Origin of the sequence: Variovorax sp. LG9.2, from assembly GCF_035018885.1 — a bacterium.
Taxonomy (GTDB): Bacteria; Pseudomonadota; Gammaproteobacteria; order Burkholderiales; family Burkholderiaceae_C; genus Variovorax.
Genome location: NZ_JASJXB010000008.1, coordinates 150,011 through 164,688, shown reverse-complemented (window position 1 = coordinate 164,688; position 14,678 = coordinate 150,011). Strand labels below are relative to the sequence as shown.

15 protein-coding genes are annotated in these 14,678 nt (G+C 55.3%); 1 reads left to right on the top strand and 14 read right to left on the bottom strand.

Annotation, left to right across the window (positions count from 1 at the left end; all coding sequences use genetic code 11):
• Positions 1-39 precede the first annotated feature (39 nt).
• From QN413_RS11010 to QN413_RS10970, 9 genes are all read right to left on the bottom strand, one after another.
• A complete protein-coding gene (locus QN413_RS11010) occupies positions 40-1,008 on the bottom strand; it encodes a LysR family transcriptional regulator (protein WP_323496652.1) in 969 nt (322 codons plus the stop codon).
• 161 nt (positions 1,009-1,169) lie between these two features.
• Entirely contained in the window at positions 1,170-1,310 is a 141-nt protein-coding gene (locus QN413_RS11005) for an entericidin A/B family lipoprotein (protein WP_323496651.1), read from the bottom strand.
• Positions 1,311-1,486: 176 nt separating this feature from the next.
• A complete protein-coding gene (gltA, locus tag QN413_RS11000) occupies positions 1,487-2,797 on the bottom strand; it encodes a citrate synthase (protein ID WP_323496650.1) in 1,311 nt (436 codons plus the stop codon).
• Positions 2,798-2,815: 18 nt separating this feature from the next.
• Entirely contained in the window at positions 2,816-3,130 is a 315-nt protein-coding gene (locus QN413_RS10995) for a succinate dehydrogenase assembly factor 2 (RefSeq protein WP_323496649.1), read from the bottom strand.
• Between the two features lie 10 nt (positions 3,131-3,140).
• Positions 3,141-3,842, bottom strand: a complete 702-nt coding sequence (locus QN413_RS10990) for a succinate dehydrogenase iron-sulfur subunit (protein ID WP_187052697.1) — start codon at positions 3,840-3,842, stop codon at positions 3,141-3,143.
• A 48-nt stretch (positions 3,843-3,890) separates the two neighbouring features.
• Positions 3,891-5,699, bottom strand: coding sequence for a succinate dehydrogenase flavoprotein subunit (gene sdhA / locus QN413_RS10985; protein WP_323496648.1), 1,809 nt, complete (start codon positions 5,697-5,699; stop codon positions 3,891-3,893).
• 4 nt (positions 5,700-5,703) lie between these two features.
• The gene (gene sdhD / locus QN413_RS10980; RefSeq protein WP_187052695.1) at positions 5,704-6,069 is read right to left on the bottom strand and encodes a succinate dehydrogenase, hydrophobic membrane anchor protein; all 366 of its coding nucleotides are present in this window, start codon (positions 6,067-6,069) and stop codon (positions 5,704-5,706) included.
• A 10-nt stretch (positions 6,070-6,079) separates the two neighbouring features.
• Complete coding sequence (gene sdhC / locus QN413_RS10975) at positions 6,080-6,526, bottom strand: succinate dehydrogenase, cytochrome b556 subunit (protein WP_187052694.1); 447 nt, start codon at positions 6,524-6,526, stop codon at positions 6,080-6,082.
• Positions 6,527-6,670: 144 nt separating this feature from the next.
• Positions 6,671-7,426, bottom strand: coding sequence for a GntR family transcriptional regulator (locus QN413_RS10970; protein ID WP_323496647.1), 756 nt, complete (start codon positions 7,424-7,426; stop codon positions 6,671-6,673).
• Between the two features lie 456 nt (positions 7,427-7,882).
• Here QN413_RS10970 and QN413_RS10965 point away from each other — a divergent pair, with 456 nt between their 5' ends.
• Positions 7,883-8,347 (top strand): hypothetical protein, encoded by a 465-nt coding sequence (locus tag QN413_RS10965; RefSeq protein WP_323496646.1) that lies wholly within the window; start codon positions 7,883-7,885, stop codon positions 8,345-8,347.
• Between the two features lie 52 nt (positions 8,348-8,399).
• Here the strand turns inward: QN413_RS10965 and QN413_RS27330 are convergent, their stop codons facing one another.
• From QN413_RS27330 to QN413_RS10945, 5 genes are read right to left on the bottom strand one after another with little or no spacing between them, the layout of a single operon-like run.
• Positions 8,400-8,687, bottom strand: a complete 288-nt coding sequence (locus QN413_RS27330) for a spike base protein, RCAP_Rcc01079 family (RefSeq protein WP_416352167.1) — start codon at positions 8,685-8,687, stop codon at positions 8,400-8,402.
• Positions 8,688-8,725: 38 nt separating this feature from the next.
• Positions 8,726-8,965: a hypothetical protein gene (locus QN413_RS10960; protein WP_323496645.1), complete on the bottom strand. Its 240-nt coding sequence runs from the start codon at positions 8,963-8,965 to the stop codon at positions 8,726-8,728.
• Positions 8,966-8,972: 7 nt separating this feature from the next.
• Positions 8,973-10,508, bottom strand: a complete 1,536-nt coding sequence (locus tag QN413_RS10955) for a tail fiber domain-containing protein (RefSeq protein WP_323496644.1) — start codon at positions 10,506-10,508, stop codon at positions 8,973-8,975.
• A gap of 46 nt (positions 10,509-10,554) precedes the next feature.
• Complete coding sequence (locus tag QN413_RS10950; protein ID WP_323496643.1) at positions 10,555-12,735, bottom strand: lytic transglycosylase domain-containing protein; 2,181 nt, start codon at positions 12,733-12,735, stop codon at positions 10,555-10,557.
• Positions 12,735-14,675 (bottom strand): hypothetical protein, encoded by a 1,941-nt coding sequence (locus tag QN413_RS10945; protein WP_323496642.1) that lies wholly within the window; start codon positions 14,673-14,675, stop codon positions 12,735-12,737. Before QN413_RS10945 ends, QN413_RS10950 begins: the two co-directional genes overlap by 1 nt.
• Positions 14,676-14,678 lie beyond the last annotated feature (3 nt).

Here is a 14,678-nt window from a genome sequence, read left to right as displayed (position 1 = left end):
TCTCTTCTTTCGTGGGGATAATTATTCTGATGTCGTCCGTCAGGCCGCCAAAGGCATCGTTTCAGCCGGCGCCTGCAGGTGATTCACAAGGGAGCGTGCGGCCACTGGCAAGCTCGAAAAGTCGCGTGCCACCAACCGGATTTCGCGTGCTGCCCAGGCATCGTTCAAAGCAAGGGCGACGAGGCCGCGGCCGATGCCGTTCTGCATGAGTTCGAAGGCGCGCGCGGGCATCACCCCGATGCCGAGGCCGTTTTCGATCATGCGGCACATGGCGTCGAGCCCGGTGACGTGGATGCGCAGCTTGATGGGCCGGCTCGCGTCGAGGGCGGCCTGATGCATCGCGACGTAGATCGAGCTGTTGGCATGCAAGCCGACGTGGTCGAACTCCAGCGAGTCGACGAAATCGATGGTGTCATGCACCGTCAGCGCGTGATGGGCTGGAACGACCAGCACAAGGCGATCGCGCCGGTACGGCAGGCTCTGCAAGTCGCTGTTGCCGGGCGCCACGTGACACACGCCGAGGTCGGCGGCACCTTCCTGCACCGCGCGCATCACCTCGCTGCTCAGATGCTCTTCGAGGTCGATCTTGATGGCCTCGTGCGCTCGGCTGAAACTGCCCAGGTCTTCAGGCAAAAACTGCACGATGGCCGAAATGTTGGCGTGCACGCGCACGTGGCCGCGCACGCCGTCTGCGTACTCGCTCAACTCGCCTTGCATTTTTTCAAGGCTGTAGAGCACCGACCGTGCGTGATGCAGCAGGCTCTCGCCCGCGGGCGTGAGGTCGACGCCGCGGGCGTGGCGATAGAGCAGAGTGGTGTTGAGTGTCGCCTCGAGGTCGGCCAACCGCTTGCTGATCGCTGACGCGGCAATGAACTCGCGCTCTGCGGCACGGCCGATGCTGCCCAGCTCGCACACCGCAACGAACAGCTGCAACGACGTCAAGTCGATGCGGCGGGCAAAGTTGCGTTCGGAAGACGGGGAAGGAGGGGCGGGGGGCAAGAGCGTCATTTCGGATCAGTCATCGCGATTCGAGATGACGAAAAGAAGATTTTGCTACTCTTTCGACTATCGAGCCATCGCAATCCAATATGACGGCGATGCCGCAGCGAGATGAAAAAAAGCGGGCCGAAGCCCGCTGGTTTGCCCGACGCGCGGTGCTGGCTGTGCTGTCAGTTCTTCTTTTCGGCTGCGTTCTCCATCTTCTGACCGGCTCGCTGCATGTCCTGGCCCGCGCCGGCCATAGTGTTGCAGCCAGCGAGCGAGACGCCGAAAGCGAAAGTGACAGCCATCAGTGCAGCAATTTTCTTCATTTCAAACTCCTTGGAGCGGGGGGTGGATCGAACGGTTGGAGTTGCGCTCCATCTCACAAAGTACGTCGTCGACCTGAGTGATCCTGTAAGCCAAGACGCAAAAAAGCTGCCCGCAGGCAGCTTTTAAGGGCGATTGATTAGGCCGTCGCCGGACCGATCACCACACCGGAAGATCTTCAGCGCGATGCGATCGGCTTGACGTTGCGTTGGACCGAGCCTTCGAACAGCTGACGCGGGCGGCCGATCTTGTATTCCGGGTCGCCGATCATTTCGTTCAATTGGGCGATCCAGCCGACCGTGCGCGCCAACGCGAACACAGCGGTGAACAGCGGCACCGGAATGCCGATGGCGCGCTGAACGATGCCCGAATAGAAATCGACGTTTGGGTAGAGCTTGCGCGACACGAAGTATTCGTCTTCCAGGGCGATCTTCTCGAGCGCCATGGCCAATTTGAACAACGGGTCGTTTTGAAGACCCAGCTCCAGCAGCACTTCCTTGCAGGTTTCCTGCATCAGCTTGGCGCGCGGGTCGTAGTTCTTGTACACGCGGTGCCCGAACCCCATCAGCTTGACCGTCGAGTTCTTGTCCTTGACCTGCTTAATGAACTCACCGATTTTTTCAACGCCACCCGCCTTCTGGATGTCGCCCAGCATGTTGAGCGCTGCTTCGTTGGCGCCGCCGTGGGCCGGGCCCCAGAGACACGCCACGCCGGCTGCGATGGCTGCAAACGGGTTGGTGCCCGACGAGCCGCACAGGCGCACGGTCGAGGTCGAGGCGTTTTGCTCGTGGTCTGCGTGCAGGATGAAGATGCGGTCGAGTGCGCGCTCGAGCACCGGGCTCACTTTGTATTCTTCACACGGTGTCGCGAACATCATGTGCAGGAAGTTGCCTGCGTAGCTGAGGTCGTTCTTCGGATACATGTAGGGCTGGCCGACGGTGTACTTGTACGTCATGGCCACCAGCGTCGGCATCTTCGCGATCAAGCGGATGGCCGCGATCTCGCGATGCTTCGGATTGTTGATGTCCGTGCTGTCGTGATAGAAGGCCGACAGTGCACCGACCAGACCGGTCATGATCGCCATCGGATGCGCATCACGACGAAATCCGCGCAAGAAGAATTGCATCTGCTCGTTGACCATCGTGTGGTTGGTCACGAGCTTGGTGAACTCTTCTTTTTTCGGCGCGTCGGGCAGTTCTCCGTACAGCAGCAAATGGCAGGTTTCGAGGAAGTCGCAGTTGGTGGCGAGCTGCTCAATCGGGTAGCCGCGGTACAGCAACTCGCCCTTGTCACCATCGATGTACGTGATCGCCGACTGGCACGATGCTGTCGACATGAATCCGGGGTCGTACGTGAACATCCCGGTCTGGGCGTACAGCTTGCGGATGTCGATCACATCGGGGCCGAGCGTACCCTTGTAGATCGGCAGCTCGACGTTGTCGCCGCCATTGCTGAACGACAAGGTGGCCTTGGTGTCGGAAGCTTTCATTGCAACTTTCTTTCGGATTTAAGTTCGGGATGAAGATAAGGGATCGGGTGTCTGCGATACCCGCATGAGAGCCAGGAGCGCCATCACCGGCGGCGTTGCCAGTTCCGCTTCGGGTTCTTTGCGGCGCATCAGCAGGTCGAGCAAGTCGTTGTCCGCCAGATCCATCAGTCTTTCAAGCGCGTGTGCCTGCCCGAAGGTCAAGCGAGATTCATGCCGATCGAAAAACCGGGCGATGAACAGGTCGTTCTCGAGCAGGCCGCGGCGGCAGCGCCACCGGAGCTTGCTGAGCGCGCGCACGCTGATCGAAACGTCCGGATTTTCAACGACTTGCATGGCAAAAGCCTCAGACAGCGCGACGAACCATCAGTTCTTTGATCTTGCCGATCGCCTTGGTCGGGTTCAAGTTCTTCGGGCACACATCGACGCAATTCATGATGGTGTGGCAGCGGAACAGGCGGTACGGGTCTTCGAGGTTGTCGAGGCGCTCGGCGGTTGCTTCATCGCGGCTGTCGGCGATGAAGCGGTAGGCCTGCAGCAGGCCGGCGGGGCCGACGAACTTGTCAGGGTTCCACCAAAAGCTGGGGCAACTCGTCGAGCAGCTCGCGCACAGGATGCACTCGTACAGGCCGTCGAGCTCCTCGCGCTCTTCGGGCGATTGCAGGCGTTCTTTTTCAGGCGGAACCGAATCGTTTTGGAGGTACGGCTTGATCGAGTTGTACTGCTTGAAGAACTGCGTCATGTCGACGATCAGGTCGCGGATCACCGGCAGGCCGGGCAGCGGCTTGAGCACGATATTGCCCTTGAGCGTGAGCATGTTGGTCAGGCAGGCCAGGCCGTTCTTGCCGTTGATGTTCATTGCGTCGGAGCCGCAAACGCCTTCGCGGCATGAGCGCCGGAACGACAGCGTCGGGTCTTGTGCCTTGAGCTTCATCAGTGCGTCCAGCAGCATGCGCTCGTTGCCTTCGAGTTCGACCTCGATGGTCTGCATATAGGGCTTGGCGTCGCGGTCTGGGTCGTAGCGGTAGATTTGAAATGTGCGCTTCATCGTGGTGACCTTTTTTGAACCTTGTATTGGCCTGGTATTGCGTGGGCGTTAGAACGTTCGCACTTTGGGCGGAACCGATGCCACGGTCAGCGGTTTCAGCTTGACCGGCTTGTATGACAGTCGGTTGTCCTGCTTGTACCAAAGGGTGTGCTTCATCCAATTGGTATCGTCGCGGCCGAGCGGTGCCGCTGCGTCGTCGGCCGGACGTTCGTAGTCTTCGACCGTATGCGCGCCGCGGCATTCGGTGCGGGCGGCGGCCGAAATCAGCGTGGCTTGCGCCGCTTCGATCAGGTTGTCGACTTCGAGCGCCTCGATGCGTGCCGTGTTGAACACGCGCGACTTGTCTTTCAGCGTGATGCCCGAGACGCGCCTTCGCATGTCGGCGATCTTGACGACACCTTCATCCAGCGTGACTTGCTTGCGGAAGACCGCTGCATGCTGCTGCATCACAGCGCGAATGTCGTTGGCCACGTCTTGGGCGTACTCGCCTTCGCTCGAGCTTTCGAGCTGGTTCAGGCGTTCGAGCGAACGGTCGGCCGCATCGGCTGGCAGCGACTTGTGCTCCTTCAGCTTGTCGTTGAACTCGACGATATGGTTGCCGGCAGCCTTGCCGAACACCAACAGGTCGAGCAACGAATTGGTGCCCAGGCGATTGGCGCCGTGCACGCTGACGCAGGAGCATTCGCCCACGGCGTAGAGGCCATTGACCACCGCGCTGTTGTCGCCGTCCTTCTGGATCACGACCTGGCCCTTGATGTTTGTCGGGATTCCGCCCATCTGATAGTGGATGGTCGGCACCACGGGGATCGGCTCCTTGGTCACGTCGACATTGGCAAAGTTGATGCCGATCTCGTACACCGACGGCAGGCGCTTGTGGATGGTGTCTGCCCCAAGGTGGTCCAGCTTCATGTGGATGTAGTCCTTGTTGGGACCGCAGCCACGACCTTCCTTGATTTCCTGGTCCATCGAGCGCGAGACGAAGTCGCGCGGTGCCAGGTCTTTCATGGTCGGCGCGTAGCGTTCCATGAAGCGCTCGCCGTTGCTGTTGAGCAGAATCGCGCCTTCGCCACGGCAACCTTCGGTCAGCAACACGCCGGCACCGGCCACGCCGGTAGGGTGGAACTGCCAGAACTCCATGTCCTGCAAGGGGATGCCTGCGCGAGCCGCCATGCCCAGCCCGTCGCCGGTGTTGATGAAGGCGTTGGTCGAGGCCGCGAAAATACGGCCGGCACCTCCGGTGGCCAGCAGCACGGTCTTGGCCTGCAGGATGTGCAGGTCGCCGGTTTCCATCTCCAGCGCGGTGACGCCGACGACGTCGCCGTCGTCATCGCGGATTAGATCGAGCGCCATCCATTCGACGAAGAACTGGGTCCGTGCTTCGACGTTCTTTTGGTAGAGCGTGTGCAGCATCGCGTGGCCTGTACGGTCGGCCGCGGCGCAGGCGCGCTGCACCGGCTTTTCGCCGTAGTTGGCGGTGTGACCGCCGAACGGACGCTGATAGATCGTTCCGTCCGGGTTGCGGTCGAACGGCATGCCGAAGTGTTCTAGCTCGTACACCACCTTGGGTGCTTCGCGGCACATGTATTCGATCGCGTCCTGGTCGCCGAGCCAGTCGGAGCCCTTGATGGTGTCGTAGAAGTGGTAGTGCCAGTTGTCCTCGCTCATGTTGCCGAGCGAGGCGCCGATGCCGCCTTGCGCAGCCACCGTGTGTGAGCGCGTCGGAAACACTTTGGAGAGCACCGCCACGTTGAGGCCGGCCCGCGCCAGTTGCAGCGAGGCACGCATGCCGGAGCCACCCGCACCGACGATGACGACGTCGAATTTGCGCTTGGTGATTTGTTCTTTGGTATACGACATGGGATCAGAGTCTCCAGAGCACTTGGATGGCCCAGGCCGCGCACGCTACGAGCCAGACGATCGTGAAAATTTGGGCAGTCAGTCGGATGCCGACTGGCTGCACGTAGTCCATCCAGATGTCGCGCATGCCGACCCAGACGTGATAAAGCATGGAAACGATGGCGACGAAAGTCAGAACTTTCATCCATTGGGTCGCGAAGATTCCGGCCCAGCTGTCATAGCCGATCGGGCCATGCGAGAAAATTACCTGTGCCACCACGATGATCGTGAAGAGCGCCATCAGGCTCGCCGTGATGCGCTGGCTCAGCCAGTCGCGAAGTCCGTAATGCGCGCCGACAACGATGCGCTTGGTGCCGTAGTTCACTGCCATGGTGTGCTCCTTAATAAGCGCCGAAGAGCTTCAGGCCGAGAACGATCGCGACGCTGATGCTGAGCGCCAGCGTGACGATTGCCGAGGTTTTTCCGAATTCCTTGGTAACAGCCGCATGGTGGGTGTCCATCCAGAGATGGCGCAGTCCGGAGATGAAGTGGTGCAAAAACGCCCAGATGAGCGCCAATGCGACCAGTTTGATGAACCATCCCGGAACGAAGCCAAGGCCGCTATTGAAGGCGGCCTTGAATCGTGCGAATGAAATGTCGGAAGAGATCGACGTATCGAACATCCAGATGATGAACGGCATCAGCAGGAACATCAGGGCGCCGCTGACGCGGTGCAAGATGGAGACGATTCCGGCCGGCGGGAGCCGGTAGGTGGTCAGGTCGGTGAACGCATTGATGTTGCGAAACTCGCGGCGCCGCGGCCGGGGGGAGGAGGCAAGCTCTGTCATGGGGAGATGGCTTTCGTGGCTTTTCGAGCGGGATGGCTTGTCGGCTTGTTATTCGGCATAAGTGCAAAGCACACAAAATTCTATTGCAATGCACCATCTGTCAGCGGGCACCCCGGAGTCAACACAGTGCACGCGTGGGCAATCTCATCCGAGTTGATTGCGGTAATGGTGCGTGTCGGTGCGGTAGAGCCCACGTCGCAGTTCCATGGGTGCATCGTGGTAGGTGTGGGCCACTCGCTCCACGCTGAGCAATGGCGTGCCCGGTGCTACGTCGAGCAATTTCGACTGCTGCGCGTCGGGCAGCACGGCTCGGATTTTTTCTTCGGCCCGCACCATCCGTACGCCGAATTCGGCTTCGAAGAGCGCATACATCGGCCCACGGGAAGCTCTCAGGCGTTCTGTCGTCAGTCCCTTGAAGGGCGCGCCGGGCAACCACAGGTCTTCGAGAATGGTGGGTACGCCCGCATAGGCCAGCACGCGCCGCACCTGCAACACGCCGTCGCCTGTGCGCAAGGCCAGCGCTCGCGCCACGTCCGCCGAAGCGCGCTGCCGCTTGCAGTCGACGATGGTGCGCTGGGCAGGCCCTTCTGCATCGGTGTCACCAGAATCCGGCACGAGCCTTAAGAAGCGGTACTGCACCTGGTGCTCGGCATGCGTCGCGACGAAAGTGCCCTTGCCTTGGCGCCGCACGACGAGGTTCTCTGACGCGAGTTCGTCGATCGCTTTGCGCACAGTTCCCTGGCTGACCCTGAAACGCGCTGCCAAGTCCATCTCGCTCGGAATCGGCTCGCCCGGCTTCCATTCGCCGGCTTGCAAGCTCTGCAATATCAGCGCCTTGATCTGCTGGTACAACGGGCTAAAAGAGGGCGTCACGGCTTCGAGGACAGTGCGGTTGTTCATTCAATGAGACGATGCACCGCGGCGGTGCTGGCCCTCAATCTTATATAAGACATAACTGTAGTGCCCTAAAAAGCTCAATAAAAACAACAACTTACAGCACAAAAATAAAGGTGTAGCACTTTTTGCACAACGGGTGTATACGCAAAATTTGAGGGCAGGGTAGCGGCACGTCGCGCAGTGTCTCGTTCTCCATCAAAAAACGTCAAGTCCTAGCCCTTGCTGCGCCCCTTGCTGCGCCCCTTGTTTGTGCAATGTGTGCCGCCCTGTATGCCCTTTTGTTGTTGACGTGCAAAAACAAGTGGAAAACGGAGCTTGCTGCGCACGTATGCACGAGAGCAGAGGTGATTAAGCGGGAAGGCATGAGCGGAAAGGGGTGACAGGAAACGGTTGTCCTGTACCGCTATGTGAAACTAAAGTTCACATACTGGGATGTTCCAGTACCGCTAAGGAATCCAAATGTCGCCCGCTCAAATGTCTTTTTTCGCTGCCGTTCAACAACTGGGCGCCGTCGCCTACGCCAAACCCAAAGCTGCGAAGCTTGCGGACCCACTTGCACAAGCGAAGGCCAAGTTTGTTGCAAGTGCAACGAAGCAGATCGAGCTTGTGAAATCCGCAGCCGACAAGGGCTTGTGGTTTGTGAAGCTTGCGGATGGGAGCTACGCAGTGACCTTGAAAAATGGCGTTGCTGCTATCCAAAAGGAAAACGGCTCCTACAAGCTCGCCAATGCTGCGCAAGCAATCAAGTTTCTGGAAATGGCTGTGGAGGCCTGCAAGAAAGGGGAGTTCGATCCGCTGCTCACTGCCACGCTGCGTGCACGCAAGTCCACGGAGGTTGTTGTGGATCACAGCGCAGCCAACGCCACCATTGCTGCAGTGCTTGCAGCGCCGATTGCACCCGCTAGCACCAAGATCAAAAAATAACGGCGCTAAGGCCCCCTACAAGCTGCTTAGGCAGCTTTTTTTACGGCTGTGCTTACCAGTTCAGAACTAACGCTGTCGCTGTCGTACCCGTAGCCCACACGCGTCTGACGCGCACAGGAAGGGTAGTGCCAGCTACAACGCCTGTGAAGGTCACTGTGCTTTCGTCTAGTTGTCCTACTGGAACGCAAACCACGTTTCCTGCTCCGCCTACGAATACGCGTCCGTATGCTGCTAAGTCCACTGTGTCACTAGGTACGACTACGGCAGCACGGCTAGGGTGCAAGATGGCTGTGTCTGTTGAAACACGGGTATATGGGTCTGAATTGATGTTGTATGGCATTTGATGTTGTCCCTTAATGGATATTGTTATTGGTTTGTTTATTTAACTTCTGGAGGTGGCGCTGTACGATCACGCAGTTTTGACACACCAGCAGCACCAGCCAGTATTGCAGTGAAGCCTGTTGCCCACTCAATGGGACTGAAGGCTGTGCCCTTGTATCCATATGCATAGATGCTGACAGCAAAGAACATAGCAATACCGATAGCACCAAACACCTTACTGAAGTCGCAGTCTGTGTTTGAGCCATCGCTGAAAAGTGTCTTAAAGAAAGCTTGCATATGTTGATTACAAGCCTGCAGCCGCTAAGCGAGCTTCTAGTTGCTTGATTGCCTTAAGTGCGCTGAACAACAACGTGTCAACGTTTGGTTGTAGGTATGTACCTTCTGTGTTTACCCACTCAGCATTCAGTCCTTGAATCTGCTGCGCAATAACACCGTGTTCATGTACATGTCCATCATCAATGTGCCACTCTTCAGAAGTACCAGGATTCAGTACCTTGTATTGGAAGCTCTTGAAGTCGATTGCTTTGATAAGCGCCAGAGAGTCTTGTGCTGACGGTACAATGTTTTCTTTTAAGCGTTCGTCTGAGCCGTATACGTTCCACACTACGTCTCCGTAACCACCAATGCCAACACGCAAGCCTGTTGAACCGTCATTGCGCATGTTCACTACTGCTGAGTTGCCGTTGTTAACAAAATATCCCGGTGCGGCACCTTGGAATGAATTAGTGTTGTTAGACAAACTGCACGAGTTAGCAAAATTGACAGCCATGGCCGTTGGTTGAACTAGGAAGTTGTTGTTACTTCCGTTTGAAGCCCAAAGGTATGTAGGCTGATTTGTTGGATTGGTATAAGGGAATGACTGTCCGCCCACTGTGCCCGCATTGGATGCATACCCGGATCCGTTAGCATAGTTGACAGACCAATTACCGGGTTGCCAAGGATAGTGATTAACACCATCGTTTGAACCCCATGCATATGCTGGTGTTCCACTTTGTCCTGACCAACTGAAAGTCATTGCAGTGCCGTTACCGCCACCACTTGCTAACGTTGAAGCCTTTGCTGCTAACGTAGCTGCAGAAGCTGTGCCGGTATAGTTTGGAGCAGTGATGGTGCCTGTTGCACTGATGTTGCCGACAATCGACTGGCTACCAGATGACAACGTGCTGCCGAATGTGGCTGCACCAAGTGCACCAAATGTGCCTCCTACTGTGCCGTTACCTGATGCACCAAAGCCTGCAAGTGAAGTAGCACCTGATACGCCTAACGCACCAGCCACAGTCAATGTGCTTGCGAACGCAACACCAGCAGTAACACCTAATGCGCCTGTCATTGTTGTGTTGCCAACAACACCTAATGTACTGTTCAATGTTGTGGCACCAGTAACGCCCAATGAGCTTGCTAGTGTGGTTACGCCAGATACGCCCAATACGCCTGTGATTGCTGTATCACCAGTTAATCTCGATGGACCGACAACGATAAGACGTTCACCTGTATCGCCCACTGTACCAAGTAGCAAGTTGCGGTTAGGTGAAATACGTAGTGCTTCTACTGCACCAATAGTGATACCTAGTGATGCTGCGGATGGACGAAACACGCCAGTTGATGCTTCACTGTTAAAGCTGATACCCGGATTGGTCGATGTACCATCAGTAAGCTTCAAATTGCCTGTCATTGGACGTTGACCGTCTGCGACTAAGACATTGCCTAAGCCTGCTGCCAGTTCGTTGTTGTTGCTGTTGTAGTTCAACGCCGTAATCAGCGTGCCATCAACTGCGGGCGGTAGTGTTAGTGTGAAGCCACCTGTTCCATTAAAAGCCATATGTTCTGTCTCCCTGAGCCTGTTTAATGGCTTCTGTATTTATTGTTTAAGCTCTGTACTTGGCTTGTATCGCCTTCGCGTAGTCTTGTGGGCTAGGTGTGTTGCGGATGTCGTTAAAGCTTGGGGCTGTAATCTGTTGTCCTGCCGCTGCGCCAACACCAGTGCCAACGTTCTTTGCGGACTCGATTAAGGCGTTACGTTGAACTGGATTCAAACCTAGCAGCATGTTTGCGTACTTCGGATTGGTAAGCAGTCTTTGTGCAATGTTTCCTGCCGGTATCGCTGCCAAGCCAGCTAAATGCCCTGTTGCAACACTTAACGGTAACACTTCGCCACTAATTGGATTACTGAATCCCTTCGTATCGCCAGCTTGCAATGCAGTAACTAAGTCTTGGAAAGGTGCGTTACCCGTTTGGAACGAATCAGCGTACTTGCCTGACTTGATTGCGTTGAGCATCTGACGAGCTGATACCGAACCTGAATCTCCACTTGAGACAACCATCTTCTCTACCGGCTGTAAAGCACGATATTGAGTGTTTGCCATTTGGAACTTTGCTAAGTTATCTGGAGGTAACTGCTTCTCGATTACATTGTTGATTGCATCGTAAATGCCGCCTAGTGCCTGCTTATCTACTGGTGATGTGGCAGTGCTCGACATTGTTTTACCAATGCTGCTTCGTACATCTTGCAGTTGCTTTGCTGGCGCTGACCCTTGTTGTGCAAGAGCCTTTAAGTCATCCACTACACCACTTGGTAAGTTGCTGCGGAGTGACGGTAATGTGCCCTGTGTGTACTTGTTCACTACAGCGTCAAGATCGTTTGTAAAACCTTGAGTTAGTGGCAAGTGCACACCGTCTAGTGCATCGCTGTATAGCTTGCTAATGTTGTCCTGTGCGCCTTTGATAGTGGTACTGTTAATGACATCACTTTCATTGCCGATTTGCTTCGTGATAGCGCGAGCTACTTGCGTATCTGCTGCACCACGCATATCAGCACCCAATGCGCCACTAAATGGCACGTTACGTTCAATCGTGTTGCTTAGTCCTGCAGCGCCTTTGCCAAGCTGTGCTGCACTGGCATCGATGCCCTGTGATGCAAGAGTTGCTTGTCTTCCAGCTACTGTGGCAACGTCTTCACCGCCACGCATAGCGGCCTGTCCTGACTTAACCAAAAAACGGGGCGCACTGGCGATTGCTGTACCACCAGCGCCACCAACGGCACCACCAGCAGCCCCATAACCTATATTGGAGAGGATTTGTCCATCTCCTGTTGTCGGGGTTAGTGCACCTTCTGCGGCACCAGCTGCACCACCTGCAGCAAGTTGGAAAGGAATGCTTTCAGGGGCAATCACAGCGGCAGCAATACTTGGGATAGCCTTGACACCAACGCTACCCACTGTTCCTGCTGTGCTGGTCATTACAGCTTGTCTTGTTGGGTCTTGTTCCGCTGCTGCTTGCTGTGCTTGTAAGTCAGAGAGTCTTGAATCATTACCACCCAATCGTGCACCTATCTGCTGCGCACCTTGTGACATGTCTTGAATACCGTACTTAGCACCTTGTGCTGCGGTTGTTAAGGCACCTTGACTGTTGACCTTGTTTTGAGCATCAGTAACTATGGCAAGTGGCTGTCCGCCAATCTTGCTGATAATGTCCGAGACACCCATGCCATTTGATGAAGCTGCAGACACTGCGTCTGCCACTGGTGACTTACCAAGGAAGTTATAAATCGTTGTATCCGATGCGCCTTGTTGACGCATAGATGCAACTTGATTTTGTACTGCACCGAATGCTGTGTTGTCGTCAGGTCCGTTCTTTGCAATATTGGCTGTAATGCCTGCCACATAGTTCTTGTTTACGGCGTGGTTGGTTGGACTGACTTGCGAAGTGCTTGGTACAGTGCCATCTACAAAGTATTGAGCGTTATGTGCACCACCGTTATAGGAAGACAAAGCAGCATTAAAGTTGCCGTTGTACTTCGCATTCAAGTCACCAAGCATATCTGCTGTACCACGTAGGCTATCCCACGGATTCGTGACATCTACGTTGTATTGCTTTGCAGTAGCAGGCATGAACTGAGTCAAGCCACGTGCGCCAACTGGTGAGACGGCATTAGCATTCCCACCACTTTCAGCACCAACTAACGCCTTTAGTGAACCTAGCGGAATGCCTCGGTCAACTTCTAAAGCGTGAGCAGTAGAGTCGAAGTTTGGATCGTTAACGATAGACATTAGTTCAGTCCTAGTGCACTTGCTGCATTTGCGTTAGGTCCGTGGAATGTCTGACCTCTTGGTGGTGCAGCTATAGGCATTCCAGGTGCAGCGTTATTGCCAGATGGAGTGTTAGTCTGTGCACGTTGTGCCAAGCTTCTTCCAAACTGCTGTGTCGCGGTCTGCATACCGTTTAGTGCGATACGTTGCTGTGCAATGATGTTTGCTGCGGCAGGTGCGCCTGTGTTCAAGTTCAAACCACCGTTTTTCTCCATGTATTGGAATTCACGACCAGTGAACTTAGGAGCAGCACCAGCATCACCGGCACTTTGTACGGCTGAACGTGTTTCACCGAAAATGTCTTGTGCAAGTAGTGCTTGAAGCTCTTGACGATCTTTCGTCCAGTTAAATAGGTGACCTACAATTGGTCCAGTCCATGTTGTCTTGAAGAGTTGGTCAATACGATCCAATCTGGCTTGCGCTGCAGACATGCTTGCTAGTGCAGTTGTATTTGATGCGACTGCTGTATCTAGCTTTGTACCTGCTTCTGTTGTTGCACGTTGGTCTGTTGCTGTAGCAGTAGAAATAACAGGCTTGCCAGTCGAAGTATCAACTGCTGGTCTCCAGCCTTGTGCTGTGCGTTCGAAGACACCGGTTGGAGTATCCTTTGTCTCTAACACTTTGCTTGCCCCACTGACATTCAAAGGTGTGTTTGAAACACGACCTGTTCTTGAGTCTTCTGTGCTTTGCATAAAGCCACCATTAATCGGGTCTGCAATGGTTGTTGTCTTATAGCGTCCGTTATTGCCGACCAACTGATCTTCAAGTTGTTTAGCTTGAACTGCACGAACTAGCAGTTGACCATTCTTTGTGCCGTTTAACTGTGCCATGCCAGCAAGTTGATCTGCAGACATAGCATTCTTTAAGAATAAAGCCTGTCCTGCAGATGCTGTAGCTGCGTCAGCAGTGGTGGGTGGAACCTCGTTGAAGCCTGCATAGTTGGCACTTGGCGTACCAGCTACTGCGGGGGCTGTAGGCGGGGTTACAGCGTTTGCAGGCTGTGCGGCGGGAGTAGCGGGTGCAACTGGTGGTTGCGCTGCTGCTAGAGCTTGCGGAAGGGCGGATGGCGGAACAGGTGTTGCACTTGGGTCAATAGGCGGTGCAGTGTTGCTACCGCCAAACGTCAGGCTGCGTGGGTCTGTAGTTGCATCCATGCGCTCACCAGTCAACACACTAGGTGTTAACGGTTGTACTTGCTGCGCAGTGTTCGGACCAGTCATTTGGTAGCCTGTACGAATCTTTGCGTCATTTGCATATGACCCAAGTGCGCTACCGGCACGCGGATACATGCCGAACACGGCACCGCCATCTTGCGGATTGCCTGCTGGAGTAACTTGTGCCTCGATCTGCTGTGGCGTTGGCTGCACTGGTGGCTGGTTCTGTGCCATTGCACGAGGCAGCATCGGTGCTTGTGGAGCTACTGGAGCTACTGGAGCTAGTGGCGTAGGTGTTGCTTGTGTTGGTGCTGTAGGTGTTACTTGCGCTTGTGGCACAGGTGTAGATGTTGCTGCAGGATCAAGACCGCTAGCAGACATCGGAGGGCCAACATCATTAGGGTTTTGATATAGGTAACGGTTTGGTGCATCTGGTACTGCTGCCGTTGCTGCATCTGTGTAGTTAGATGGATCATGAGCCTTTAGCAGCTTGGCAAAGCCTTCGTTGTATTGCTGTGCATCTTGCTTATCTAGTGCAATTTGATCGCCTTGTGCCTTACCTGCTAAGTAACCACCCAATGCTTGCTGTAGTGCGCCGCCCCATTGTCCTAGTGGACTTGCTGAAACATAACGACCAGACACCATTTGCCCTTCTTGAGCGATAGGTGCTGATTGAAGCTGTTTAGCTTGTGCAAGACGATAAGCTAACGCTTGCTGTTGTGATAGATAGTCGTAATTGTCTGCCATGTT

Bases quoted from the DNA above. Each gene is read 5' to 3' on its own strand.
- QN413_RS11010 (WP_323496652.1), bottom strand. From the start codon at position 1,008: ATGACGCTCTTGCCCCCCGCCCCTCCTTCCCCGTCTTCCGAACGCAAC.
- QN413_RS11005 (WP_323496651.1), bottom strand. From the start codon at position 1,310: ATGAAGAAAATTGCTGCACTGATGGCTGTCACTTTCGCTTTCGGCGTC.
- gltA (WP_323496650.1), bottom strand. From the start codon at position 2,797: ATGAAAGCTTCCGACACCAAGGCCACCTTGTCGTTCAGCAATGGCGGC.
- QN413_RS10995 (WP_323496649.1), bottom strand. From the start codon at position 3,130: ATGCAAGTCGTTGAAAATCCGGACGTTTCGATCAGCGTGCGCGCGCTC.
- QN413_RS10990 (WP_187052697.1), bottom strand. From the start codon at position 3,842: ATGAAGCGCACATTTCAAATCTACCGCTACGACCCAGACCGCGACGCC.
- sdhA (WP_323496648.1), bottom strand. From the start codon at position 5,699: ATGTCGTATACCAAAGAACAAATCACCAAGCGCAAATTCGACGTCGTC.
- sdhD (WP_187052695.1), bottom strand. From the start codon at position 6,069: ATGGCAGTGAACTACGGCACCAAGCGCATCGTTGTCGGCGCGCATTAC.
- sdhC (WP_187052694.1), bottom strand. From the start codon at position 6,526: ATGACAGAGCTTGCCTCCTCCCCCCGGCCGCGGCGCCGCGAGTTTCGC.
- QN413_RS10970 (WP_323496647.1), bottom strand. From the start codon at position 7,426: ATGAACAACCGCACTGTCCTCGAAGCCGTGACGCCCTCTTTTAGCCCG.
- QN413_RS10965 (WP_323496646.1), top strand. From the start codon at position 7,883: ATGTCGCCCGCTCAAATGTCTTTTTTCGCTGCCGTTCAACAACTGGGC.
- QN413_RS27330 (WP_416352167.1), bottom strand. From the start codon at position 8,687: ATGCCATACAACATCAATTCAGACCCATATACCCGTGTTTCAACAGAC.
- QN413_RS10960 (WP_323496645.1), bottom strand. From the start codon at position 8,965: ATGCAAGCTTTCTTTAAGACACTTTTCAGCGATGGCTCAAACACAGAC.
- QN413_RS10955 (WP_323496644.1), bottom strand. From the start codon at position 10,508: ATGGCTTTTAATGGAACAGGTGGCTTCACACTAACACTACCGCCCGCA.
- QN413_RS10950 (WP_323496643.1), bottom strand. From the start codon at position 12,735: ATGTCTATCGTTAACGATCCAAACTTCGACTCTACTGCTCACGCTTTA.
- QN413_RS10945 (WP_323496642.1), bottom strand. From the start codon at position 14,675: ATGGCAGACAATTACGACTATCTATCACAACAGCAAGCGTTAGCTTAT.